Origin of the sequence: Sandarakinorhabdus sp., assembly GCF_051860625.1 — a bacterium.
Taxonomy (GTDB): domain Bacteria; phylum Pseudomonadota; class Alphaproteobacteria; order Sphingomonadales; family Sphingomonadaceae; genus Sandarakinorhabdus.
Window position 1 is genome coordinate 143,158 of the sequence record NZ_JBHYDQ010000005.1, and the last position, 22,248, is coordinate 165,405.

The 22,248-nt window shown below is 66.2% G+C and carries 25 protein-coding genes; 12 read left to right on the forward strand and 13 right to left on the reverse strand.

Annotated features, from left to right (window positions below):
* The first annotated feature begins 48 nt into the window (after positions 1–48).
* The 5 genes from ACTIEZ_RS06815 (at position 49) to feoB (ending at position 4,435) form a co-directional block, all read left to right on the forward strand.
* Complete coding sequence (locus ACTIEZ_RS06815) at positions 49–795, forward strand: PEPxxWA-CTERM sorting domain-containing protein (RefSeq protein WP_439545908.1); 747 nt, start codon at positions 49–51, stop codon at positions 793–795.
* A gap of 51 nt (positions 796–846) precedes the next feature.
* Positions 847–1,554 (forward strand): PEPxxWA-CTERM sorting domain-containing protein, encoded by a 708-nt coding sequence (locus ACTIEZ_RS06820; protein WP_439545909.1) that lies wholly within the window; start codon positions 847–849, stop codon positions 1,552–1,554.
* A 56-nt stretch (positions 1,555–1,610) separates the two neighbouring features.
* On the forward strand, positions 1,611–2,249 hold the full coding sequence (locus tag ACTIEZ_RS06825) for a COQ9 family protein (protein WP_439545910.1): 639 nt from the start codon (positions 1,611–1,613) through the stop codon (positions 2,247–2,249).
* A gap of 69 nt (positions 2,250–2,318) precedes the next feature.
* Positions 2,319–2,570, forward strand: a complete 252-nt coding sequence (locus ACTIEZ_RS06830) for a FeoA family protein (protein ID WP_439545911.1) — start codon at positions 2,319–2,321, stop codon at positions 2,568–2,570.
* A gap of 17 nt (positions 2,571–2,587) precedes the next feature.
* Complete coding sequence (feoB, locus tag ACTIEZ_RS06835) at positions 2,588–4,435, forward strand: ferrous iron transport protein B (RefSeq protein WP_439545965.1); 1,848 nt, start codon at positions 2,588–2,590, stop codon at positions 4,433–4,435.
* Here the strand turns inward: feoB and ACTIEZ_RS06840 are convergent.
* Complete coding sequence (locus ACTIEZ_RS06840) at positions 4,401–5,738, reverse strand: APC family permease (protein ID WP_439545912.1); 1,338 nt, start codon at positions 5,736–5,738, stop codon at positions 4,401–4,403. The two genes, feoB and ACTIEZ_RS06840, sit on opposite strands and share 35 nt — an antisense overlap.
* A 65-nt stretch (positions 5,739–5,803) precedes the next feature.
* Positions 5,804–6,235, reverse strand: coding sequence for a nucleoside deaminase (locus tag ACTIEZ_RS06845; protein ID WP_439545913.1), 432 nt, complete (start codon positions 6,233–6,235; stop codon positions 5,804–5,806).
* A 69-nt stretch (positions 6,236–6,304) separates the two neighbouring features.
* Between ACTIEZ_RS06845 and acs the strand changes: the two genes are divergently transcribed.
* Positions 6,305–8,275, forward strand: coding sequence for an acetate--CoA ligase (gene acs, locus ACTIEZ_RS06850; RefSeq protein WP_439545914.1), 1,971 nt, complete (start codon positions 6,305–6,307; stop codon positions 8,273–8,275).
* On the opposite strand, the gene ACTIEZ_RS06855 is transcribed toward acs, so the two are convergent.
* A complete protein-coding gene (locus tag ACTIEZ_RS06855; protein ID WP_439545915.1) occupies positions 8,260–8,805 on the reverse strand; it encodes a GNAT family N-acetyltransferase in 546 nt (181 codons plus the stop codon). The genes acs and ACTIEZ_RS06855 overlap by 16 nt on opposite strands.
* Before the next feature lie 74 nt (positions 8,806–8,879).
* Here ACTIEZ_RS06855 and ACTIEZ_RS06860 point away from each other — a divergent pair, with 74 nt between their 5' ends.
* From ACTIEZ_RS06860 to ACTIEZ_RS06870, 3 genes are read left to right on the forward strand one after another with little or no spacing between them, the layout of a single operon-like run.
* Positions 8,880–9,380, forward strand: a complete 501-nt coding sequence (locus ACTIEZ_RS06860) for a GNAT family N-acetyltransferase (protein ID WP_439545916.1) — start codon at positions 8,880–8,882, stop codon at positions 9,378–9,380.
* On the forward strand, positions 9,377–10,387 hold the full coding sequence (locus ACTIEZ_RS06865; protein ID WP_439545917.1) for a phosphotransferase family protein: 1,011 nt from the start codon (positions 9,377–9,379) through the stop codon (positions 10,385–10,387). Before ACTIEZ_RS06860 ends, ACTIEZ_RS06865 begins: the two co-directional genes overlap by 4 nt.
* A complete protein-coding gene (locus ACTIEZ_RS06870) occupies positions 10,384–11,586 on the forward strand; it encodes an acyl-CoA dehydrogenase family protein (RefSeq protein WP_439545918.1) in 1,203 nt (400 codons plus the stop codon). Before ACTIEZ_RS06865 ends, ACTIEZ_RS06870 begins: the two co-directional genes overlap by 4 nt.
* A 3-nt stretch (positions 11,587–11,589) precedes the next feature.
* Here ACTIEZ_RS06870 and ACTIEZ_RS06875 read toward each other — a convergent pair whose 3' ends face one another.
* Positions 11,590–12,210 carry an HAD-IA family hydrolase gene (locus tag ACTIEZ_RS06875; RefSeq protein ID WP_439545919.1) on the reverse strand — a complete coding sequence of 207 codons (621 nt, stop codon included), beginning with the start codon at positions 12,208–12,210 and terminating at the stop codon, positions 11,590–11,592.
* Positions 12,211–12,290: 80 nt separating this feature from the next.
* Here ACTIEZ_RS06875 and ACTIEZ_RS06880 point away from each other — a divergent pair, with 80 nt between their 5' ends.
* On the forward strand, positions 12,291–13,367 hold the full coding sequence (locus ACTIEZ_RS06880) for an ATP-NAD kinase family protein (RefSeq protein ID WP_439545920.1): 1,077 nt from the start codon (positions 12,291–12,293) through the stop codon (positions 13,365–13,367).
* A 10-nt stretch (positions 13,368–13,377) separates the two neighbouring features.
* Here the strand turns inward: ACTIEZ_RS06880 and erpA are convergent, their stop codons facing one another.
* The 4 genes from erpA to ACTIEZ_RS06900 form a co-directional block, all read right to left on the reverse strand.
* Positions 13,378–13,710 (reverse strand): iron-sulfur cluster insertion protein ErpA, encoded by a 333-nt coding sequence (erpA, locus tag ACTIEZ_RS06885; protein WP_439545921.1) that lies wholly within the window; start codon positions 13,708–13,710, stop codon positions 13,378–13,380.
* Positions 13,711–13,756: 46 nt separating this feature from the next.
* Positions 13,757–14,779: a M23 family metallopeptidase gene (locus tag ACTIEZ_RS06890; RefSeq protein WP_439545922.1), complete on the reverse strand. Its 1,023-nt coding sequence runs from the start codon at positions 14,777–14,779 to the stop codon at positions 13,757–13,759.
* A 391-nt stretch (positions 14,780–15,170) separates the two neighbouring features.
* On the reverse strand, positions 15,171–15,629 hold the full coding sequence (locus ACTIEZ_RS06895; protein ID WP_439545923.1) for a peroxiredoxin: 459 nt from the start codon (positions 15,627–15,629) through the stop codon (positions 15,171–15,173).
* Positions 15,630–15,644: 15 nt separating this feature from the next.
* A complete protein-coding gene (locus ACTIEZ_RS06900; protein WP_439545924.1) occupies positions 15,645–18,389 on the reverse strand; it encodes a bifunctional [glutamine synthetase] adenylyltransferase/[glutamine synthetase]-adenylyl-L-tyrosine phosphorylase in 2,745 nt (914 codons plus the stop codon).
* Positions 18,390–18,469: 80 nt separating this feature from the next.
* On the opposite strand from ACTIEZ_RS06900, the gene ACTIEZ_RS06905 reads away from it, so the two are divergent.
* Positions 18,470–18,634 (forward strand): entericidin A/B family lipoprotein, encoded by a 165-nt coding sequence (locus ACTIEZ_RS06905; protein WP_439545925.1) that lies wholly within the window; start codon positions 18,470–18,472, stop codon positions 18,632–18,634.
* Here ACTIEZ_RS06905 and tatC read toward each other — a convergent pair.
* From tatC to ACTIEZ_RS06925, 4 genes are all read right to left on the reverse strand, one after another.
* Positions 18,631–19,422 (reverse strand): twin-arginine translocase subunit TatC, encoded by a 792-nt coding sequence (tatC, locus tag ACTIEZ_RS06910; RefSeq protein ID WP_439545926.1) that lies wholly within the window; start codon positions 19,420–19,422, stop codon positions 18,631–18,633. The two genes, ACTIEZ_RS06905 and tatC, sit on opposite strands and share 4 nt — an antisense overlap.
* Positions 19,419–19,919, reverse strand: a complete 501-nt coding sequence (gene tatB, locus ACTIEZ_RS06915; RefSeq protein WP_439545927.1) for a Sec-independent protein translocase protein TatB — start codon at positions 19,917–19,919, stop codon at positions 19,419–19,421. Before tatB ends, tatC begins: the two co-directional genes overlap by 4 nt.
* Before the next feature lie 32 nt (positions 19,920–19,951).
* Positions 19,952–20,182 carry a twin-arginine translocase TatA/TatE family subunit gene (locus ACTIEZ_RS06920; RefSeq protein ID WP_439545928.1) on the reverse strand — a complete coding sequence of 77 codons (231 nt, stop codon included), beginning with the start codon at positions 20,180–20,182 and terminating at the stop codon, positions 19,952–19,954.
* An 86-nt stretch (positions 20,183–20,268) separates the two neighbouring features.
* A complete protein-coding gene (locus ACTIEZ_RS06925; RefSeq protein ID WP_439545929.1) occupies positions 20,269–21,279 on the reverse strand; it encodes an NADP-dependent oxidoreductase in 1,011 nt (336 codons plus the stop codon).
* A gap of 33 nt (positions 21,280–21,312) precedes the next feature.
* Here ACTIEZ_RS06925 and ACTIEZ_RS06930 point away from each other — a divergent pair, with 33 nt between their 5' ends.
* On the forward strand, positions 21,313–21,738 hold the full coding sequence (locus ACTIEZ_RS06930) for a VOC family protein (RefSeq protein WP_439545930.1): 426 nt from the start codon (positions 21,313–21,315) through the stop codon (positions 21,736–21,738).
* Here ACTIEZ_RS06930 and ACTIEZ_RS06935 read toward each other — a convergent pair.
* Entirely contained in the window at positions 21,735–22,220 is a 486-nt protein-coding gene (locus ACTIEZ_RS06935; RefSeq protein WP_439545931.1) for a CinA family protein, read from the reverse strand. The two genes, ACTIEZ_RS06930 and ACTIEZ_RS06935, sit on opposite strands and share 4 nt — an antisense overlap.
* Positions 22,221–22,248: the final 28 nt, after the last annotated feature.

The window sequence follows — 22,248 nt, forward strand, 5'->3', positions numbered from 1 at the left end:
GCCCCGTTTGCGAACACTACCCGTGCAGTGTTTCAGCAGGGGCAGTTTATGCGAACGACAAAATCGGCAATGTTTGCAGTCGCGCTGATTGCAGCAGCGCAGGCGCAGGCGGCAGCGCAGATCGATGTGGACAATCTGATCGTGGGGCAGCCCTCGACCGGCCGATTGGTATCAACCGCCTTTGCCGGCGGCATGATGCAGACATGGACGGCTGGAACAACCGGGCGGCTGACGCAAATCGACATGTTCACAATGGCTTACTACAATGGCGATCCGCCGCCCGACCCTTCGGAACGGGCCGTTCTTGAAATCTACGATGCCGGCAGCTTTGGATCCGCGGACTATGAACAGAATATAGCCGCCGCCACGCTGCTGGGATCGGCCAGCCTGCCCCTGAATGGCCGGCCCAATGGCAGCCAGATTTCGGCCGTGCAAACCTTCATATTGTCCTCGCTCAACATCGATGTGCAACAAAACCAGCGCCTCGCCTTTCGGATGCTGGGACAATGTTCACCCTGCAGCGCCAATGCATCCTATTGGGTGAACTGGACCTCGCTGGAAGGGGCGCCGTTCATCAATTCAAACGGATATGCGGGCGGGGGACATTTCAATCCTGTCGGCGCACCGGGGCTTTATGGCGCGACCGGTGCCGATCTCAACTTCCGCACCTGGGTCGATCCCTCGGCGGCCGGCGCCATCCCCGAACCCGCCAGTTGGGCCATGCTGATCGCCGGCTTCGGCCTCACTGGCGCCATGGCGCGGCGACGGCGCATGCTGCGGGCAGTCACCGCCTAAGCTCTGCAGGCAACGCCTTTTCGAAGCGATCAGAAACACAGGAGACTCATCATGAAAATCTCGCCCGCAATCGCCGCTGCCCTGCTGGCCAGCCTGTCGCGTGCCCCTGCACAGGCAGAAACCGTGAACATGACCATGCAAGGTTATCTCCAGGCGCTCCCCCATCTGGGCTTCGGCCTGAACCCGTTCACCGCGACACTGCGCTATGATCTCGACAGCCTCGGCTATCAGTCCATCAGCTCCCCAACCTTTTCCAATGTTCATTACGGCAGCCAGGGACCGAATGGGCCGGTTGCAGGCACCGGGAGCCTGACCCTCACCAGCGATTATTTCAGCATTGCCACGCAGCATGTCTTCATCAATTTCCTGCGGGAAACCCCCTGCACAGCGGCCCTCAGCCTGCAATGCGCCTATTTCCAGATTTCGACAGGGCAGAACACCGATTCCGACAACACGCGACTGACCTTCTGGACGACTGACCTTGCGACCTTTTCCAGTCCCTATCTGCCGGCCATCGCGCCATCGAGCGATACGGTCACCTATGCCGAATTCTACGTCCGCAATCCCAACGGCGACCGCATTGCCTATATCAATCGGCAGGCAGTCGATCCCAACGCGCCGCCAAGCCTGATTCAATTTGGCCCGGCCAGCAATGCCGTCCCCGAACCGGCCACTTGGGCTATACTGATCGCCGGCTTCGGTCTGGTTGGTGCTGTGGCGCGCCGGCGGCGCACGGGGCTTCTGTTGGCGGCGGCATAACCGCCGCGACGCAATTGCGGCTGGGAAGCTGTGCCGTGGCGGGGTAAAAGGCAGGTATGACCGACGATACGCCTCTCGCCGAACTGGCACCGCAATTGATCGCCGCCATGTTGCCGCATGTCGCCTTCGACGGCTGGAGCGACAAGGCCCTGGCCGCTGGCGCACGCGACATCGGGGTGGATGCCGATATCGCCGCGCTGGCGCTGCCCGATACGGCCGCCATGCTGACGGCCTGGGGCGCCCTGTCGAACGCCCGCATGGCCGAAGCCATGGCCGGCGCCCACAATCTGAAAATCCGGGAACGCATCCGCATGGCGCTGGTCACGCGGCTGGAACAAGGCGACCGTGAAGTCACCCGCCGTGCCCTGGCCCTGCTCGCTCAGCCACAGCATGGCGCGCTGGCGGCCAAGCTGTTGTGGAACGCCGCCGATGCTATGTGGCGGGCCGCCGGCGACACCGCGACTGACTATAATCACTACACCAAACGCGCGATCCTCTCGGCCATCTATTCCGCCACGCTGCTGCACTGGACGCAGGACGACAGCGCAGATTTTGCCGATACCCGCGCCTTCATCGAACGCCGCATCGATGGTGTGATGCGCTTTGAAAAGACCAAGGCCAAGCTGATCAATGCCGGCGCCAAGTTTCCCGATCCAGCGCGTTTTCTGGGTCGCCTGCGCTATCCGGCGGTGTAGGTCACTTGCCGGTGGCGCTGCCGTCGATTAGTTGATAACGGCTCGCAATTCTTGCGACCGGATACGGAATTGATCCAACAAAACCGCCTGATCGACAGCCTGCTGCCCGGCGAAATCGCGTTGATCGCTGCGATCGACCGCGCCGGGCTGGCACCGGAAACCGCGCAGCGTCTGTGCGAACTCGGCTTTGACGAAGGCGTCGATGTCGAGATCCTGCACCGCGCGCCGTTCGGCGGCGATCCCATGGCGGTACGCGTCGGCAACATGGTGGTGGCCCTGCGCCGCGACATGGCCCGCCTGATCGAAGTCTGCGCATCATGAACGTGCATGCGGGCACGCTGGCGCGCCAGCCGGTCGTGGCGTTGGTCGGCAATCCCAATGCCGGCAAGACCAGCCTGTTCAACGCGCTGACCGGCAGCCGGCAGAAGGTCGGCAATTATCCGGGCGTCACTGTGGAGCGCAAGGCCGGGCGGCTGGCCCTGCCGAATGATGTGCTCGCCGAGTTGATCGATCTGCCCGGCACCTACAGCCTTGATCCCCGTTCGCCCGACGAAGCCGTCACTCGTGATGCCATCTTCGGGCGGATTCCCGGCGAAAAGCCGCTGGACGTCATCGTGGCGGTGATCGACGCCACCAATTTGCGCAATCACCTGCGCTTCGTGCTGGAATTGCGCGCGCTGGGCCTGCCGCTGGTGGTGGCACTCAACATGGCCGACCTGGCGGCGCGCGATGGCATCGTCATCGATGTGCCGCGCCTGGCCGATCTGCTCGGGGTGCCGGTGGTGGCGACGGTCGCGGTGCGCAAGCGCGGTCTTGATGCGCTGGGTGCGGCCGTGGCCAGCCACATCGGGGCGGCACCGCCCGCATTGCCCACCGAACAGCCCGAAAACACCCGGGCCCTGCAGAAAGAAGCCCGCCGCATCGCCGCCGCGGTGGAGACGGCCACCGGCAGCGCCAAGCGCTGGTCACAGCGCATCGATGCGGTGGTGCTGCATCCTGTCGCCGGGCCGTTGCTGCTGGCGGCCATCCTGTTCTTCATGTTCCAGGCGGTGTTCAGTTGGGCCGAAGCGCCGATGGGCTGGATCGAAGCCGGTGTCGGCGCGCTGCAAGCCGAGTTGACGGCGATTTTGCCCGAAGGCTGGCTGCTGTCGCTGCTGAATGATGGCGTGCTGGCCGGCGTCGGCGCCGTGGTGGTGTTCCTGCCCCAGATCCTGATCCTGTTCGCCTTCATCATCACGCTCGAACAATCCGGCTACATGACCCGCGCGGCGTTCCTGATGGACCGGCTGATGGCGCGCGTCGGCCTGAATGGCCGGGCGTTCATCCCGCTGCTTTCCAGCTTTGCCTGCGCCATCCCCGGCATCATGGCGACACGCAGCATCGATTCGCCGCGCGACCGGCTGACCACCATCCTGATCGCGCCGCTGATGACCTGTTCGGCGCGGCTGCCGGTCTATGCGGTGGTGATCGGCGCCTTCATCCCTTCGCGAGACGTGGGCCCGTTCGGCTTGCAGGGCCTGGTGCTGTTCATTCTCTATCTGGCCGGCATCTTGGGCGCGCTGGTCGCCGCCTTCGCACTGCGCCGCACCGTCACCAAGGGCGCCGCACCGCCGTTCCTGATGGAAATGCCCAAATATCAATGGCCGGCGCCGCGCGATCTGCTGATCGGCCTCTACAGCCGCGCGCTGGCCTTCCTGCAGCGCGCCGGCACCATCATCCTGGCCTCCACCGTCGTGCTGTGGGCACTGGCGAGCTGGCCACAACCGCCGGCCGATGCGGTGAAGCCCGGGATCGAATATAGTCTGGCTGGCAAGATCGGCACCGCGCTGGAACCGATCTTCGCACCGGTCGGCTTCAACAAGGAAATCGCCATCGCACTGGTGCCCGGCATGGCGGCGCGCGAAGTGGCGGTGTCGGCGCTCGGCACCGTCTATGCGCTGCAAGGGGTGGACGATGAAAACACCGGCAGCCTGGTCGAGCAATTGCGCGCCGCCTGGCCGCTGCCGACCGGACTGGCATTCCTGGCCTGGTTCGTGTTCGCGCCGCAGTGCCTGTCCACGCTGGCCGTGACTCGCCGCGAAACCGCAAGCTGGCGCTGGCCGATCTTCATGTTCACCTATTTGTTCGCCGCTGCCTATGTGGCGGCCGGCATCACATTCCACGCTGCAACGGCGCTGGGGCTTTGAGCAGCACACGCAGCAGCAACCCCGCCGCCAGCACGCCAAAACTGATCAGCGATCCCTGCAGGCCCACGTAACGCACCGAACTTTGCAGCACGAACAGGCAGCCGCCGGTGAACAGCAAGGGTACCAGCGGATAGAGCGGCACCTGAAACGGCCGCGCCACACCCGGCGCACGCCGGCGCAGGATGATCAGCGCCGGGCCGGTGAGGGACAGGAACAGCCAGAACACCGGCGACAGGAAATCAACCATCTGGGCAAAGCCACTGGACAGCGACCCCCATGCGACCAGACACAGCGACAACCCACATTGTGCCCAGATCGCGACGCGCGGCACGCCGGCCGCTTCGTCCCAGGCCGCGAGCCGTGCCAGCGCCGGCTCGTCGCCAGCCACGGCATAAAGTGTGCGCCCGCCAACGATCACCAGCGCGTTGACGATGGCCAGCGCCGCGCAGGTGACAAACACCACCATCACCACCTGCCCCACAGGGCCGAAGGCGCGGGCCATCAGCGCCGCCGCCGGCGCGTTGCTGGCCGCCAACCCGGCGCCGCCCAGCCCGGCGAGATAGGCCCAGTTCGCCAGGCAATAGAGCGTGGTGACCAGCGCCATGCCACCGACCATGGCGCGGGTCATGTCGCGCGGGGTGCGCACTTCGGCCGACAGCGTGGCGGCATCGTTGAACCCGCCAAAGGCCAGCATCACGAACACCATCGCCTGTCCGAACGCCGCCGCACCGAACGGCTGTGGCGCCATGGTCGGCGCAAGCGGCGGTGTGCCGCTGGCAATCAGGCTGGCGGCCGCGATCCCAAGCGCCAACAGCGCGATCACATCCCCGGTCACCAGCACCATCTGGCCGCCCGTGGAGCGCTTGACGCCAGCCAGATTGAGCGCGGTCAGCGTCACGATGGCCAGCGCCGCCACGCCGCCGCGCGCGCCGGCCGACATTGGCACCAGTTCGGCAATATAGTCCGCCGCAACGAACGCCAGCAGCGCTGCGGAGGCCGAAAAGATCACCGCAAAGCGCGACCAGGCAAACAGAAACGCCGGCAACGGGCCGTAAGCCAGCCGCAGAAAACGATAATCGCCGCCGGGGTGCGGAAATGTGCTGGCCAGTTCGGCATAGACCAGCGCCCCGCACAGCGCGAACACCCCGCCAACCGCCCACGCGGCCAGCACCAGCACATCATTCTGCAAGGTGGCCGCCACCAGGCTGGCCGACCGGAAAATGCCGGCCCCCACCACCATGCCCACCACCACGGACGCCGCGGCAAACGGGCCCAATATGCGGCGGGGTGCGGCACTGCTCATGCCGGCACGGTGGCGAAGCCGATCAATTGCAGCAAGGGGTGAATGCCCCGCCGCCAGCGCCTTGCCTACCGCCGTCCGGCAAAAAAATCGCGCAGCAGGGCCGCAGCCTCCACCTCGGCAACGCCCGTCACCACTTCGGGCTGGTGATGGCTCTGGCTGTGGCTGAACACCCGCGCGCCGTGCATCACGCCGCCGGATTTGGGATCGGCTGCGCCATACACCACCCGGCTCAACCGCGCCGCCGCGATGGCCGCCGCACACATGGCGCAGGGTTCCAGCGTGACCGTGATCGTGCAGCCCGTCAGCCGTTCCGAGCCGATTGCGGCACAGGCGGCGCGAATGGCCAGGATTTCGGCATGGGCCGTCGGATCGCGATCTTCGCGGGTACGATTGCCAGCAGCAGCGATCACGTTTCCGGCGGCATCCGTCACCACCGCGCCCACCGGCACTTCATCGCGCACAAAGGCCAGCCGCGCCTCGTCAAGCGCAAGGGCCATCGCTTTGGAGGGGGGAAACGCCATCCGCTCCCTCTAGCCCGGCGCCGCGCTGCGGCCTAGTCTGCCGCCATGACCGACACATTACACCCCGTCACCGCCGCTGCATTGGCGATCACCCGCACCACCGCCGAACAATATCAGGCGCTTTATGCCCAGAGCCTGGACGACCCGGATGGTTTCTGGCGCAACCAGATCACCCGGCTCGATTGGCACCGCGCGCCAACCGTGATGGGCAATTGGCGCTGGGACCCGGTGGCGATCAAATGGTTCGAGGATGGCGTGCTGAACGCCAGTTGGAACTGCCTCGATCGCTGGGCCGATACAGCGCCGGATCGCACCGCGATTCTATGGGAAGCCGATGATCCCGGCGCCGCGACCCGCCGCATCACCTATGCCGAATTGCGCGAAGAGGTGGCGCGCATGGCCAATGCGCTGGTGGCGCTTGGCGTGGACAAGGGCGACCGGGTCACCATCTACATGCCGATGATCCCCGAAGCCGCGATGGCGATGCTGGCCTGCGCGCGCATCGGCGCCGTGCACAGCGTGGTGTTCGGCGGCTTTTCCGCCGACAGCCTGGCCGGCCGCATCGCGGACGCGCAGAGCCGCTTCGTCATCACCGCCGACGAAGGCCGGCGCGGCGGCAAGCCCATCCCGCTCAAAACCGTCGTCGATGCCGCCTGTGAACGGGCCGAAGCCGCCGGCACCCCGGTGGAATCCGTGCTGGTGGTCCGCCACACCGGCGGCAAGGTGGCGATGCACGAAGAGCGCGATCATTGGTGGCATCAGGTGCGCAGCGACGTCCCCGCCACGTGCACGCCCGAGCCGATGGGCGCCGAAGACCCGCTGTTCATCCTCTACACCTCCGGCTCCACCGGCAAGCCCAAGGGCGTGCTGCACAGCACCGCCGGCTATCTGCTGTGGGCCAATCTCACCTTCGAAACCGTGTTTGATTATCAACCCGGCGAGATCTTCTGGTGCACGGCCGATGTCGGCTGGATCACCGGCCACAGCTATATCGTCTATGGGCCGCTCAGCGCCGGCGCGACCGTGCTGATGTTCGAAGGCGTACCGAGCTGGCCGGCGAACGACCGTTTCTGGCAAGTGGTTGCCAAGCACCAGGTCAATATCTTCTACACCGCGCCCACCGCCCTGCGCGCCATCATGCGCGACGGCGATGAACCCATCGAACGCCACGATCTGTCATCCTTGCGCCTGCTCGGCACGGTGGGCGAACCGATCAACCCGGAAGCGTGGAACTGGTATCACCGCGTCGTCGGCAAGGAAAAGCTGCCCATCGTCGACACCTGGTGGCAGACCGAAACCGGCGGCGCGCTGATCACGCCGCTGCCCGGCGCCACCGCGCTGAAACCGGGCAGCGCCTGCCAGCCGATGTTCGGCATCGAGCCGGCGCTGGTGGAGGCCGATGGCACCATCATCTCCTGGACGCCGGGCCAGGACATCAGCGGCAATCTGATCCTGCGGCGCAGCTGGCCCGGCCAGGCGCGCAGCATCTTCGGCGATCATGATCGGTTCGCGCAGACCTATTTCACCACCTATCATGGCCAGTATTTCACCGGCGACGGCGCGCGCCGTGATGCCGATGGCTATTGGTGGATCACCGGGCGCGTCGATGATGTGATCAATGTCTCCGGCCACCGCATGGGCACGGCCGAAGTCGAATCAGCCCTGGTCGCCCACCCCGATGTCGCCGAAGCGGCGGTGGTCGGTTATCCCCACGATGTGAAGGGCCAGGGCATCTATGCCTATGTCACGCTTAACGCCGGCATCGAAACCTCGCCGGCGCTGGTCGATGCGTTGCGCGCCACCGTGCGCCGCGAGATCGGCGGCATCGCCGTGCCGGACCATGTCCACCTCACCCCGGCACTGCCCAAGACGCGCAGCGGCAAGATCATGCGCCGCATCCTGCGCAAGATCGCCGAGAATGATTTTTCCGCGCTGGGCGACACCTCGACGCTGGCCGATCCATCCGTGGTCGATGCGCTGATCGAAGGGCGCCTCAACCGTCAGGCCGGCGCGTGACGTTCCCACAGCCCGACCAGGTGGTCGTGATACCGCGATTCGCCGAAGATCGAAAAGCCGCAGCGACGCGCCACCACGATACTGGCAGCGTTGGCCGGATTGATCATCGCCACGGTGCGGGCAAAGCGCGGATCGGCGCCGCTTGCGGCCTGTTGATCGGCCCATTCCAGCACACAGGCCACCGCCTCGCTGCCATAACCCTGGCCATGCGCTTCGGGGTGAAAGCTCCACGCGGCTTCCGGGTTGCCAAAGGCCGGGACGCCCATGCGCTCACCGTGCAGAAACCCGACATCGCCCATGTGCAGGTCTTCACCCAAGCGGGTGACGGTCCACATGCCATAGCCCATCAATTCCCAATGGCCGACATAGCGCAGCAGACGGTTCCAGCTGTCTTCCCGGTCGAACGGCTTGCCGCCGAAATGGGTGACAACCGATGGATGCGCCCACATCGCCGCCAACCGATCAAAATCGGACAGGCGCGGCCGGCGCATCAACAGCCGTTCCGAATACAGGACAATTTCATGTTCCATCACGCGATCCATAATCGGTCATTCTGCCAACTTCCAGTAACCGCTTTGTGACAGACGATCGGCAAACGCGGCCCATGCTGATCCGTCTGGCCCTCCCTGACGATCTGCCGCTGCTGCCCGCGGTGGAGGTGTCGGCCGCCACGCTGTTTGCCGGCACCGACGTGGCGCATCTGGCCCACGGCCCCACCACGCCGCTGGCAAATCTGGTGCGCGGCTGCGAATCGGGCAGCCTGTGGGTGGCGGTGGACGCTGAACCGGTGGGCTTCCTGCTGGGCGCGACCATATCGGGCTGGCTGCACCTGCAGGAATTGTCGGTGGCGGCGCCCGCCCAGCGGCGCGGCATTGGGGCTGCGCTGATGAACACGGCCATCGCCGCCGCGCCCGGCCTTGGCTGCACGCGGCTCTCGCTGACCACCGATCGCCTGCTGGCGTGGAATGCGCCCTTCTATGCGCGGCTGGGCTATCGCGAGGTGGACGCCGATGATGCATCGGTGCCACGCTGGTTGGCGACCAAATTGGCACCGAGCCCCGGCCTTGATCCGGGCCGGCGCTGCCTGATGATACGCAGCGCATGACTGATCTGGAACGGCTGGCGGCGTGGCTGCCCACGGTTGGACTGGCATTGGCACCGGGGGCCGTGCTGCAACCGCTGGGCGGCGGCATCGCCAACCGCAACGAAGGCATCGAACTGGCCACGGGCCGCGCCGTGCTGCGCCGGCCACCACCCGGCCTGCTCGCCGCCGGCGCCAGCGACATGGCCCGCGAAGCCAGGGTGCTGGCGGCGCTGGCCCCGGCATTCCCGCTGGCGCCGCGGCTGATCGCTTATTGCGATGACGATGCCGTGCTCGGCACGAAATTCCAGTTGCTGGAATGGCGCGATGGCATTGCCATCGGCGGCACCCTGCCAGACGCAGTCGGCGACGGACGGGCTCTGGTCGATACCAGCCTCACCGCCATGGCGGCGCTGCACGCGCTCGATCCGGCCGCCATGGGCCTGGGCGATCTCGGCAAACCCGAAGGTTTCTTCGCCCGCCAGTTGAAGGGCTGGACCGCGCGGGCGCAAGCCGTCTGGCCGGATGACCTGCCCGCCGACGCCGCGGCCCTGATCGCGGCCCTTGGCCGGTCTGTGCCCCCTGATGACGACGCCGTGCTGCTCCATATGGACCTGAAGCCTGACAATCTGCTCGTCGATCCCGTCACGCTGCGCCCCCGCGCCATGATCGATTGGGATATGGCCACGCGCGGCCCGCGCCGCTTCGATCTGGCCATCCTGCTGTCCTACTGGATCGAACCGGGCGATCCGGCGGCGGTGCAGCTACTGCAGGCGGTGCCTTCGCTCACGCCCGGCTGGCCGCGCCGCGCCGAAGTTGTCGCGCGCTACCAGATGATCAGTGGCCATGATGTGGGCGATCTCGTCTGGCCGCTGGCGCTGGCCCGGTTGCGGCTGGCAGTAGCCTGGATGCAGTTATACCGAAAATGGCAGCGCGGCGAAATGACGGGAACCCGCTATCAGGGCTTTGAACCGCTGGCACTGGCGATCCTTGCCCATGCCTGCGACCAGTTCAGGAAAGGCGCGCCGTGACCGATTTCACTCTGCCCGAAGCCACCAAGGCACTGGCCCGCCGCACCCGCCAGTTCGTGATCGAGCGTATCATCCCGTTCGAACGCGACCCGCGCCTCACGCAACACGGCCCCACCGACGGTCTGCGCGATGATCTGGTGGCGCTGGCCCGCGCCGAGGGCCTGCTCACCCCGCAGGCGCCCACTGAGCTCGGCGGGATGGGTTTCGATCACGCCACCCAAGCCGCGGTATTCGAAGCCGCCGGCTGGTCCACGCTCGGCCCGGTGGCGATGAACTGCGCCGCGCCGGACGAAGGCAATATGTATCTGCTGTCGCGCATCGCCCGCCCGGATCAGGTGAAGCAGTTTCTGCAGCCAATGGTGGCCGGCGATCGCCGCAGCGTGTTCGCCATGACTGAACCGGATGGCGCCGGCAGCGACCCCGGCCAGCTGAAGACCAAGGCCGTGTTCAACGGCAATGATTACGAGATTTCCGGGCTGAAATGGCTGATCACCGGCGCCAATGGCGCCAAGACCTGGATCATCATGGCCAATGTCGAGCCCAACCCGCACGGGCCCCACGGGCCGACCCTGTTCCTGTGCGAAGGCGACACGCCGGGCATCCACATCGAGCGCGTGATGGAATCGATGGATCGCAATTATGTCGAGGGGCACTGCGTGGTGCGCTTCGACGGCCTGCGGCTGGGGCCGTCGCATCTGCTCGGCGAGATCGGTTCGGCCTTCCGCTATGCCCAGATGCGGCTGGCACCGGCGCGGCTGACGCACTGCATGCGCTGGCTGGGCGCGGCGGCGCGCTGCCAGCATATCGCGCTGGAACATGCGCGGGTGCGCACCGCGTTCGGCAAACCGCTGCTGCAGCACCAGGGCGTCAACTTCATGCTGGCCGACAATGAAATTGCCCTGCACCAGGCGCGGCTGGCCATCCGTCACGTCGCCTGGCTGCTCGACAATGGCGTGCGGGCCCGCCACGAAAGCAGCATCGTCAAGGCCAGCGTGTCGGAAGATCTGTTCAAGGTCGCCGATCGCTGCGTGCAGATATTGGGCGGGATCGGCGTCACCAACGAAACGGTGGTGGAGATGATCTTCCGCGATATGCGGCCCTTCCGCCTGTATGACGGCCCGACGGAGGTGCATAAATTCGCCATCGCCACGCAACTGGAGCGCACCGGCACGGCGTTTGCCGATCCGGTGGGGTGGTAGCGCCTAAAATTGCAGCCCCGTCGCCGCCGCCAGATCAGCCAGCGCCTGTGCCTCGCTCACCACCTTGATCGCCGTCATCCCCAACGCGGCAGCCGGTTTGCAGTTGATGCCCAGATCATCGAGATAGACGCAGTCCGCCGGCGCCACGCGCAGCGCCTCGCACATCATCAGATAGATGCGCGGATCGGGCTTGCGCACGCCGGCCTTGCTGCTTTCGATCACATGATCGAACAGCGCCAATATGTCGGCCACGCTGCTGCCCCAGCCGATATCCTCGGCACTGGCGACATTGTTGGTGATGCACCCCACCTTGTATTGCGCCTTGCAGGCCTTCAGCGCGGCCACCATGCCGGGCCGCACATCACCGGCCAGCAGCGGCAGCACATCAGCGCCCGGCACATCATGGCCCAGCGCAATCGCCTCGGCCCGGAAAATCGGATCGAATTCGGCCGTGCCGATCTCGTTGCGCTCCAGCCGGGCCCAGGCGTTGTGATCCGGGTTGGTGGCGTTGACGGTGCGGATGAAATTCGCCGGCAGGCCGCGCGCCGCTTCATAACGGGCAAAGGCTTCGAACGGCGACGAGGTGATCACCCCGCCAAAATCGAAGATCACCGCTGTTACCATTGCCTTGCTCCCGTACCCGTTGTTTGTGCGCTCAACCGGCCCGCGATAGCATCAAAGCGGTTCGGGGAAAGGATCAACATTTGCGGATCGGCCTGATCGTCAATCCCCTGGCCGGGCTGGGTGGGCCGCTGGCGTTGCAGGGCAGCGATGGCGCGTTGGCGGCAACCGCCGTGGCGAAGGGCGGCGAACCGCTTGCCGGCCAACGCGCCGCGCGGGCTCTTGCCGGACTGGAAGGGATCACCATCCGCACCGCGGCCGGCGCCATGGGCGCGGACGCGGCACAGGCAGCGGGGCACCGGGCAACGATCCACCATCAACCGCAATCCCCGTCCACACCGGCGGATACCACTGCTGCCGCGCGCGCCCTGTGCGCGGCCGGGATTGATCTGCTGTTGTTCGCCGGCGGTGACGGTACGGCCCGCGATCTGATCGGCGCCACCGCGGACGTGCCGGTGCTGGGCATTCCAGCCGGCGTGAAAATGCACAGTGCGGTGTTCGCCACCAGCCCGGCGGCCGCCGCTGCCCTGCTGGCTGATCTTGCGCGCGGCCGGCCGCTGCGGCGGCACATGGCCGAGATCATCGATCGCAATGCCGGCGGCACGCCCATGCTGCACGGTCTGCTGCCTGCGCCGCTCGATGCCCGGCGGCAAGCGGCCAAGGCCGGCGGCGGCGGCGCACCCGATGCCGATCTTGCCGCAGCCTGCACGCTGTTGGCGCGCGACCTTGCCGATTGCCCGCTGGCGATTGTCGGCACCGGCGCCACGATGCTGGCGGTCAAGCAGGCGCTGGCGGGGACTGGCACATTATTGGGTGTCGATGCCTATGCCCATGGCCGGCTGATCGCCAGTAACGTCGATGAACGGGCGTTGTGGGCGCTGGTATCACAGGCGGATCAAGCCCGGCTGGCGCTTGGCGTGATCGGCGGCCAGGGCTTTCTGCTGGGCCGCGGCAACCAGCAGCTTTCCGCGCGCATCGTGCAGCGAATCGGGCGAGCGGCGATCACAATATTGGCCAGCACCGAAAAGCTGGCGAGCTTGCCCGGCGGGCGCCTGCTGGTCGATTCAGGCAGTGAGCGGATCGATCAGTTGTTGGCAGGCCAGATCGGCGTGCTCACCGCGCCACGTCGCCGGATGATGATGCTTGTGGCGCCGGCCTGACCGGGCTGCATCACACTGAAAAGCTGGACCCGCAGCCACAGCCCGATGCGGCATTGGGATTGCGCACTTCAAATGCGGCGGCGCCGATCTTCTCGACATAATCCACTTCCGCACCGGCCAGGAACGGCAGGCTGTCGGGATCGACCACCATGGTGACGCCATGGGCCTCGATGGCCACATCATCGGCGCCAGGCGCTGCCTCCAGCCCGAACCGATACTGAAATCCGGCACAGCCACCGCCATCGACGGCCAGACGCAGCATCAGGCCAGGCTTGCCCTGCCGGGCTGCAATGGCGGCAACGCGGCCAGCAGCCGCTGCACTCAGACGGGGGAGTTGTTCCATGCGCTCAATATAAGCGGCCCGGCGCTTCCGTGCAACCGGGGGCGCCTTAGCGGCCGGTGCGCACCGTCCAGCTGCGACCTGCGGCCATCACCATGTCGTCGCTGGCAAACGGCGCAAACGGTTCATCGCTGGCATAGTTCAGCGGCGCCACCACCGCCGGGCGCGGCTTGGCCGGGGCATCGACACCATAGCTGGCCAGATCGAGGAACGGCTGCGGGTTCATCGGCCGGCCATCAAGCCGGATTTCGAAATGCAGGTGCGTGCCGGTCGAGCGGCCGGTCGAGCCCATGCCACCAATGACCTGACCCTGGTGGATCACATCACCGGCCTTCACATGGAAACGCGACATGTGGCCGTACCGGGTTTCCATGCCATTGCCATGGTCGATCACCACCACCTTGCCATAGCCGCCCCACCAGCCGGCCCGCACCACCACACCATCGGCCGCCGCATGAATGGCGTCGCCGGTACGGCCCGTCAGATCGAGCCCGGCATGAAAGGCGCCGCCACCGTGAATCGGGTCGGAGCGGTAACCGAATTCCGAAGAAGCGTGCAGCTTGCTCACGGGCAGGAACGCCGGAATGGTGGCAAATGTTACGGAAAGCGCGGCCTGGCGCGCCGCATCGGCCTGCAACGTGCGCACGCGCGGATCGCTGGCGGCGATGAACGGGCCACCCTGCGCCAGCGGATTGCGGTCGGCCATGAAGCGCGCAGGATCAAGGCCAAGCCGCTGCAGGACGGCTTCGGCGCGGGCGGCGCCGGCCGGGGCGGCGCCGATCAAGGCGGCAACCGGTTGCCCGGCGCGCGGCAGCAGCCGCGCCAGCACAGCGGCATCAGCCCGCTCGCTGGCCAGCGCCGCCAGAAATTCGCGGCGCGCCTGCGCCATGGTGGATGCCGGATTGGTTGCACTGTCGTCGGCAATCATCGCGAAGGAGGCGCTCTCCACCGTCACCGGCGCAAGCGGACCAGAACCGAAAGCGAGTGGCGCGACCGTCTGGGCGACACCAGGCGCAGCCATCATGGCCAGCCCGAAACCCATGATGGCGATTTTGCCAATCCGAAATTGCATGATCCGGTGCAACCTTTCTGCCGCCGGGGCATTGGAAACGCATCTCCCCTGTCACCGGTCTCGAAAACCGGTGTTGTCCTGAGATGCGCCCTCTGGTCCCCCTCGTCAGCGACACATGCCGCTGACGCATGAGGTGAAGCAGCGGCGGGCCCGGCAAACAACCGGTCATCCTGCCCCGAGCGCCCAAACGTTGGGCGCGGGCGGTGAAGTGTGACAAAATCGTTCCGATAAGGCGCAACTCTTGTTCAGCGCGGGCCGTAAATGTGGATTAACGCCGCTTGCAGCGCCGCGACGCTCGATCCGTCGCACGGCGAACTGCGTAATTTCCGAATCGCAACCAATCGTCGGCAGCCCGATTCGATGCCGCCCCTGATTCACCGCCGCTGATCGGTCACGCCAACGCGCGCGCTGCTGCCAGCACCGCTTCGGCATGGCCAGGCACTTTCACCTTGGGCCATATCTCGGCAATCACGCCATCCCGGCCGATCAGAAAGGTTGCCCGTTCGATCCCCATGTATTTCTTGCCATACATGGATTTTTCCACCCACACGCCATAGGCCTCGGTCACGGCGCCCTCGTCGCTGCCCAGCGCCACTGTCAGACCCTGCTTGGCGCGGAACTTGGCATGGCTGGCGACACTGTCCCGCGATACGCCGACAATCGCCGTGTCAGCCGCGGCAAACTCGGCCTGCAGCGCCGAAAAGGCCTTGCCTTCCGTCGTGCAGCCCGGTGTGTCGTCCTTGGGATAGAAATAGAGCACCAGCTTCTTTCCCGCGAAATCGGCAAGCGCGATTGTGCCATTATCCCCGTCCATCCGAAAATCGGGGGCGGCGTCACCAGCTTTGGGCATTATGGTCACTCCTGTTCAGGCTTTCACGGTCATGATGCTCGTCCATGCCATGCGCACCGCGGATTTGGCGATGGCAAGTTGCTGCTGCACGGCGGCGAAATTTGCCGCACCCAGCCCGTCGGCGAGCACCTGGCCCAACATCGGCGGAATATTATCGGGCACCCTTGCGCCTGGATAAAGCAACCGCAGCCACATCAGGAACCGGCTCAACACATCATGGGCGTCGGCCAGATCGCCGGGCAACAGGCCGGCTGCCACGAATTCATCGATTGCCGGGCGCAGTTCGGGCGTCAGCCCGCGCCCGGTGGTGAGCTGCCGGAAATGCACCAGAAATTCCAGATCAACCAGGCCGCCCGGCGCCAGTTTCACGTCGAACCGGCCCTGGGTGGGCTTGGCCGCCGCAATGTCGTCGCGCATCGCCAAGGCCGCCTGCCGCAAGGATTCGGCATCACGCGGCTGCGCCAGCACGCGCGCGACAACGGCATTGGCGGCCGCCACCGGCCCGGCCACAACCCGCGCCCGCGTCAGGGCCATATGCTCCCAGCTTTCGGCGTCCTCCAGTTGATAACGGGCGAAACTGTCCACCGACAGCGCCAGATTGCCCTTGGCGCCCCACGGCCGCAGCCGCGTATCCACCTCATATAGCGCACCCGCCGCCGTCGCGACCGACAGCGCGGTCACCAGACGTGCCGCCAGCCGATTGAAATATTGGCTGGCCGGCATGCTGCGCGGGCCATCCGATACCGCCGTGTGATCGCCGGTGAACAGGAACACCAGATCGAGATCCGATGCATGGGTCATCGCCCGGCCGCCGTAACGCCCCAGCGCCAGCACCACCAATTCGCTGCCCGCGACCACGCCATGGCCACGCACGAAGTCGGCGGTCACCACCGGCAACAGCACGGCAATGGCGGCATCCGCACAATCAGCGAGGCCGCGCCCCACCACCAGCGCATCGACATGGCCTTCCACCAATTGCGCGCCGAGCTGAAAGCGCAGTTCCGCCGTCCAGCGCCGCACCCTGTCCAGCACATCCTCCACACCGGCCGCATTGGCACACAGGTGCGCCAGCCCGCGGCGCAGCTCCTCGCCGTCGGGCAACGGCGCAAAGGCATCGGGCGACAACATCACATCGAACAGCGCTGGATCGCGGGCCAGCGCCTCGGCCAGCACCGGCGTCACCCCGATCAGATTGCCGAGCAGCGCCACCAGCCGCGGATTGGCGCGCAGCAGCGCCAGGAACCGCGCGCCGGCCGGCAAGGCCGACAGAAACGCATCCAGCCGCACCGCCGCTGTCGCCGGATCGGCCGATGCCGCCAGCGCCGCCAGCAAACCCGGCAGCACGGCTTCGAAATCGACGCGGGCGCTTTCGGCCCGCAGCGCACGATATTTGCCCTGCCGCCAGGTGGCGATCAGCGACGGCAACAGCTTGGTCAGCGCGGGATGATGCGTCTTCAACCAGGCGCGGGGATCGGCCGGCACCGTGGTGCCTTCCGGCAACGCCGCCGCCACCAACTGGTCATAGGCCGCCGCAACCGGCGCCGTGATACGAACCAGCGCCGCCTCCAGCGCCGGGCCGTCCTTCAGCCCGCTCAAGCGCGCCACGGCATGGCGATCGGCAACCAGGCGCGGGATCGCATGGGTCTGTTCGTCCCGGCGCATCTGCAACCGATGTTCGAGCGTGCGCAGCGCGCGATAGGATGCAGCCAAGGCCTGCGCATCGCCCGGCGGCACATGGCCGGCCTTCGCCAGCGCCGCCAGGCCCTCCAGCGTTGCCGGGCAGCGCAGCTCCGGCGCCCGCCCGCCCCAGATCAGTTGATTGATCTGCGCGAAAAACTCCACCTCGCGAATGCCGCCGCGCCCGCGCTTCAAATCGAATCCGGCGCCGATGGCCTGCCCGCCTTCGAAATGATCGCGGATGCGCAACGAAACCGACTGGATATCGCGCACCGCCGTGTAATCCAGGCTGCGCCGCCATACGAACGGGCGGATGCGATCCAGAAAGCCATCGCCCATCGCGACATCGCCGCCCACCGCGCGCGCGCGGATGAACGCCACCCGTTCCCAGGTCAGCGCTTCGGATTGATAATATTGCTCGGCCGCCGGCAGGCTGATCGACATCGGCGTGATTTCCGAAGCCGGTCGCAGCCGCAGATCAATGCGCGCGACATAGCCGTCGGGCGTCAAGTCGGCGAGGATCGCCACCGCCCGCCGCGTGATGCGCACCGCCGCCTCGCCCGGATCCTCGCTGCCGCGGCAGGGAATCAGATCCGGATCGTGCAGGAAAATCAGATCGGCATCCGACGAATAGTTCAGCTCCCGACTGCCGAGTTTGCCCAGCGCCAGCGCCACCAGCCCGCGCGGGCCGACACCGCGTTCGGCCAGCGCGGCCGCAATGGCAGCATGGATCGCGCAGTCGGCAAAGTCCGACAGGCCCGCCGTCACCCGCTCAAGGGGCCATAACCCGGCCAGATCGGCCAGCGCGGTGATCAGCGCCACGTCGCGGCGGGCGGTGCGCAGGCGCGGCATGATGGGCTGGCTGTCATCACCAGCCAGCGCCAGCGCATCGGCCAGCGCCGCATCCGGGCCCGCCTCGGCCAAAGTTGCCATTGTCGCCCGCCGGCCACGAATCAAGCCTTTCAGAAACGGCGCATTGAACCAAGCGGCCACGGCGGCGTTCTGCAGGGGGCTGGACAGGCCATTTGGCAACACGGCCGCCAGATCGGGCGGCGGCTCGGCTGCGGGCAAGGTGAACGCCATGCGCCGGTCATGCCAGCCCGTGCGGTCGCCAGCAAGCCGGCAGGCGGCAAGCAGTTCGGAACGACAAACGGAGACAGATCATGAAGACCACGTCAATCGGCCTGCTGGCTGCGCTCGTCCTGCTGACCGCCTGCAACACGGTGGAAGGCGCCGGCCGCGATATCGAAAGCGCGGGTGACACGATCGCCGATACCGCCAAGGATGCGAAGGATGATGCGGGCCGCGATGAGGATGGGCGGGATTAAGAGCTGGACGCCGCTTCCACCTTGGCACGGCGCCGTTCGGTGAACCAGATCGCGATGATCGAGATCTCGTACAGCAGCACCAACGGCACCGCCAACGCCAGTTGCGACCAGAGATCGGGCGGCGTCAGCACCGCCGCCACCACGAACGCCGCCACGATGGCATAGCGCCGGCCGGCCTTCAATTGCTGGCGGTTGACGATATTGGCCCGTTCCAGCAGCATCAGCAGCACGGGCAGCAAAAACGCGACCCCAAAGGCCAGGATCAGGCTCATCACCAGATCGAGATATTCGCCCATCGCCGGCAGCGCCTCGCGATTGATGCCGCCAACGCCGCCTTCCTGCTGAAATCCCAGGAAAAACCGGAAGGCCGCCGGCATCACCATATAATAGGCCATGGCGGCGCCGCAGGTGAACAGGATCGGCGTCGCCAGCAGAAACGGCAGCAGCGCCCTCTGTTCCCGGCGGTACAGGCCCGGCGCCACGAAGCGCCACAATTCGTTGGCGATGAACGGGAAGGCCAGGCAGAAGCCGGCAAAGGCGGCCACGCGGATTTCCACCAGAAACGCGTCATACAGCTTGGTGTAGATCAGCCGCGCGCCATTGCCCGATGCCTCCACCAATGGCTGCACCAGAAAATCGAACACCTTGTCGGCCTGGCTGAACGCCAGACCAAAGGCGATGATGAAATAGACGAGACTGCGCAGCAGCCGCCCACGCAACTCGATCAGATGATCGAGCAGCGGCGCCTTGCTGGCATCAATGTCGGATCGGTCAATTTCCTCGTTCATGCCGCATCGCTTTGCGGGGCCGTGGCGGATTCGGCTTCGGTCGCCGGCTTGGCCGCCGCCGCAGGCTTTGCCGCCGCCGCAGGCTTTGAACGCGGCTTGCGCTTGGGTTTGGCAGGCGGCGCTTTCGCCAAATCTACGCCCGGTTCAGGCGCCATCGGCTCGGGCAGCGCCGGCGCTTCGTCCACCGGCGTGATCGGCCAGGCATCATAGGAGGTTTCGGTCGGGAACGGCCCGGCGAGGTTGGGCAGGCTGTTTTCCGGCAGCGCCGATGCCTTCATGATCGCATCATTCTGCGCCGCCCACAATTTCTGCATTTCTTCCAGTTCGGATTCGCGCATCATCGCATCGAATCCGGACCGCAGATGCCGGCTCATGGCGCGCGCCTTGCCCGTCCATTGCCCCAGCCAGCGCATGGCGCGCGGCAGATCCTTCGGGCCGATCACCAGCAAGGCCACGACCGCGATGACCAGAAGTTCAGACGAATCAATGCCAAACATGGAGCAATGCCGTTACCCGGGCGCCCGCCGCCTCAGCGGCGGGTTTCTTCGCCCATCGGCGCCGGCTGCGGCTGGCCGGCATTGGTCACCTGCGGCGGCGCCGGGGTCGGCGCCGGCGGCGAGTCACTGTCGCTCAGGCCCTTCTTGAAGCTGTTGATGCCCTTGGCAAAATCGCCCATCAGATCGGAAATCTTGCCGCGGCCAAACAGCAGGATGAGGACCAGGATGACCACCAGCCAATGGGTGAGGCTGAACGAACCCATGTCATGTTTTCCTTGGCGAAAATTGCTCTACGCCTCTCTTCTACGCCCATGGCCGGGGATATGCCAGCCCGGTGCCGGCCCTGCGATCAGACTCGCACCAGCCGCCGGCCGAAACTGGCGCCGCTGAACAGGCCGCAAAAGGCTTCGGGCAGACTGGCAAGACCATCAAAGATTTCCTCGCGATAGGCGACCTTGCCATCGCGGATCAGCTCGGCCAGCTGTTCTTGCGCGGCGGGAAACTGCGGCAGATCGTCGAACACCACCATGCCTTCCATCCGCAGCCGCTTGCCGATGAATTCGCGGGTGTGGTGGATGCCGGGCGCCGCTTCGGGCGTCAGATTATAATCCGCGACCTGGCCCGAGACCACGATGCGGCCCTTCATCCGCATCACCGGCAGCGCGCGATCGATGCTGGCATTGCCGACATTGTCGAACAGCACATCCCAGCCATCTGCGCTGGCCTCGGCAAAACGCGCCTCGAAATCTGGCGCCTTGTAATCAATCGCGTCATCGAATCCGCACACCTCCGTCAACCAGCGGCATTTCTCCGCGCCGCCGGCAATGCCGACCACGCGCCCGGCGCCCCACAGCTTGGCCAACTGGCCCGCTGTTGCCCCCACCGGCCCGGCCGCGCTGGTCACCAGCACGCGCTCGCCGGCAGCCAAGTTCGCAACCCGCTTCAGCCCGAACCACGCCGTCATGCCCGGCACACCCAAGATGCCGTTCCACAGGGACAGCGGCACGCCCAGATCAGGCACTTTCGACAAATAGCCGCGCCCGTTCGAGACCATGTGCGTCGCCCAACCGGTGCCCATCACCAGATCACCGGCACTGAACTTCGGGTGGCGGCTCTCCACCACCTCCCCCACCGCAAAGCCATCGACCATCGCGCCAGCCTTCAGCGGCGGCGCATAGGAGGCGCCCGGCGACAGCCGGGATCGGGTGCCGGGATCGCAACTGATGAAGCGGTTGGCGATCAGCAACTGGCCGTCCTCCAGCGCCGGGATCGGCAGCACCTCCAGCCGGAAATCATCGGGCGTCGGCGCCCCAACGATATGCCGTGCCAGCACAATGCGTTTCATTTCGGCGGTCGCCATGCCATCGTCTCCCCAATCAACCGGAGTTCACCCATGGACCAACGCATCAGCATCGTCACCCTCGGAACCGACAATATGGCCCGCGCCGTCGCCTTCTGGGAAGCCATGGGCTGGCCGCGCAAGGCCCGAAAATTCGAAGCCATTGCCATGTTCCAGTGCGGCGGGATGGCCTTTGCCATCTATCCGTTCGACAAATTGGCCGAAGATTGCGGGATGTCGGACCGGGGGCCGGGCTTCGGCGGCTTCACCCTGGCCCATAATGTCGGCAGCAAAGCCGAAGTCGACGAACTTCTCGCCCGCGCTGTCGTCAACGGCGGCACCTTACAAAAGCCCGCCCACGATGCCTTCTGGGGCGGCTACTCGGGCTATTTCTGCGATCCTGACGGCCATCCCTGGGAAGTGGCCTACAACCCCTTCATGCTGCCAGGGCCGGACGGCACCGTGACGCTGGCGGATTAGGCCAACTGTTCCCCCAGCAATTCCAGCGCCACCACCGCAAACGCCAACATGTTCGCCTGTCGGTCGCTCGACCCCGTCGCAATCGTGCGGGCCATCTGCACCGGGCCACTCACCGCCACCACATCATGCCCCGCCGCGTGGCCATAGGGGTTGCCGTTCGGCCCGGCCGCGCCGGTTTCGCCGATGCCCCAGGTGGCGCTGTGCTGTGCGCGGATAGTCTCGGCCATCAGCAGCGCGAACGGTTCCGTGGCAGACATGAACCCACGCACATCCTCCCGCCGCAGCCCGAGCAGCCGGTGGCGAGCACGCGGTGTGTAGACGACCGCGCCAGCGAGATAGAAGGCCGAAGCCCCCGGCACGGCCAGCAACGCCGCCGAAATCAGGCCGCCGGCCGCCGATTCGGCGACGGCGACGGTTTCGCGCCGGGCTTTCAGGCGCTCACCGATACGGGCGGCGGTGGCGAACAGGGTTTCCATGGACATGGGTGCAGCTTGCAGCCTCGGCGTCTGC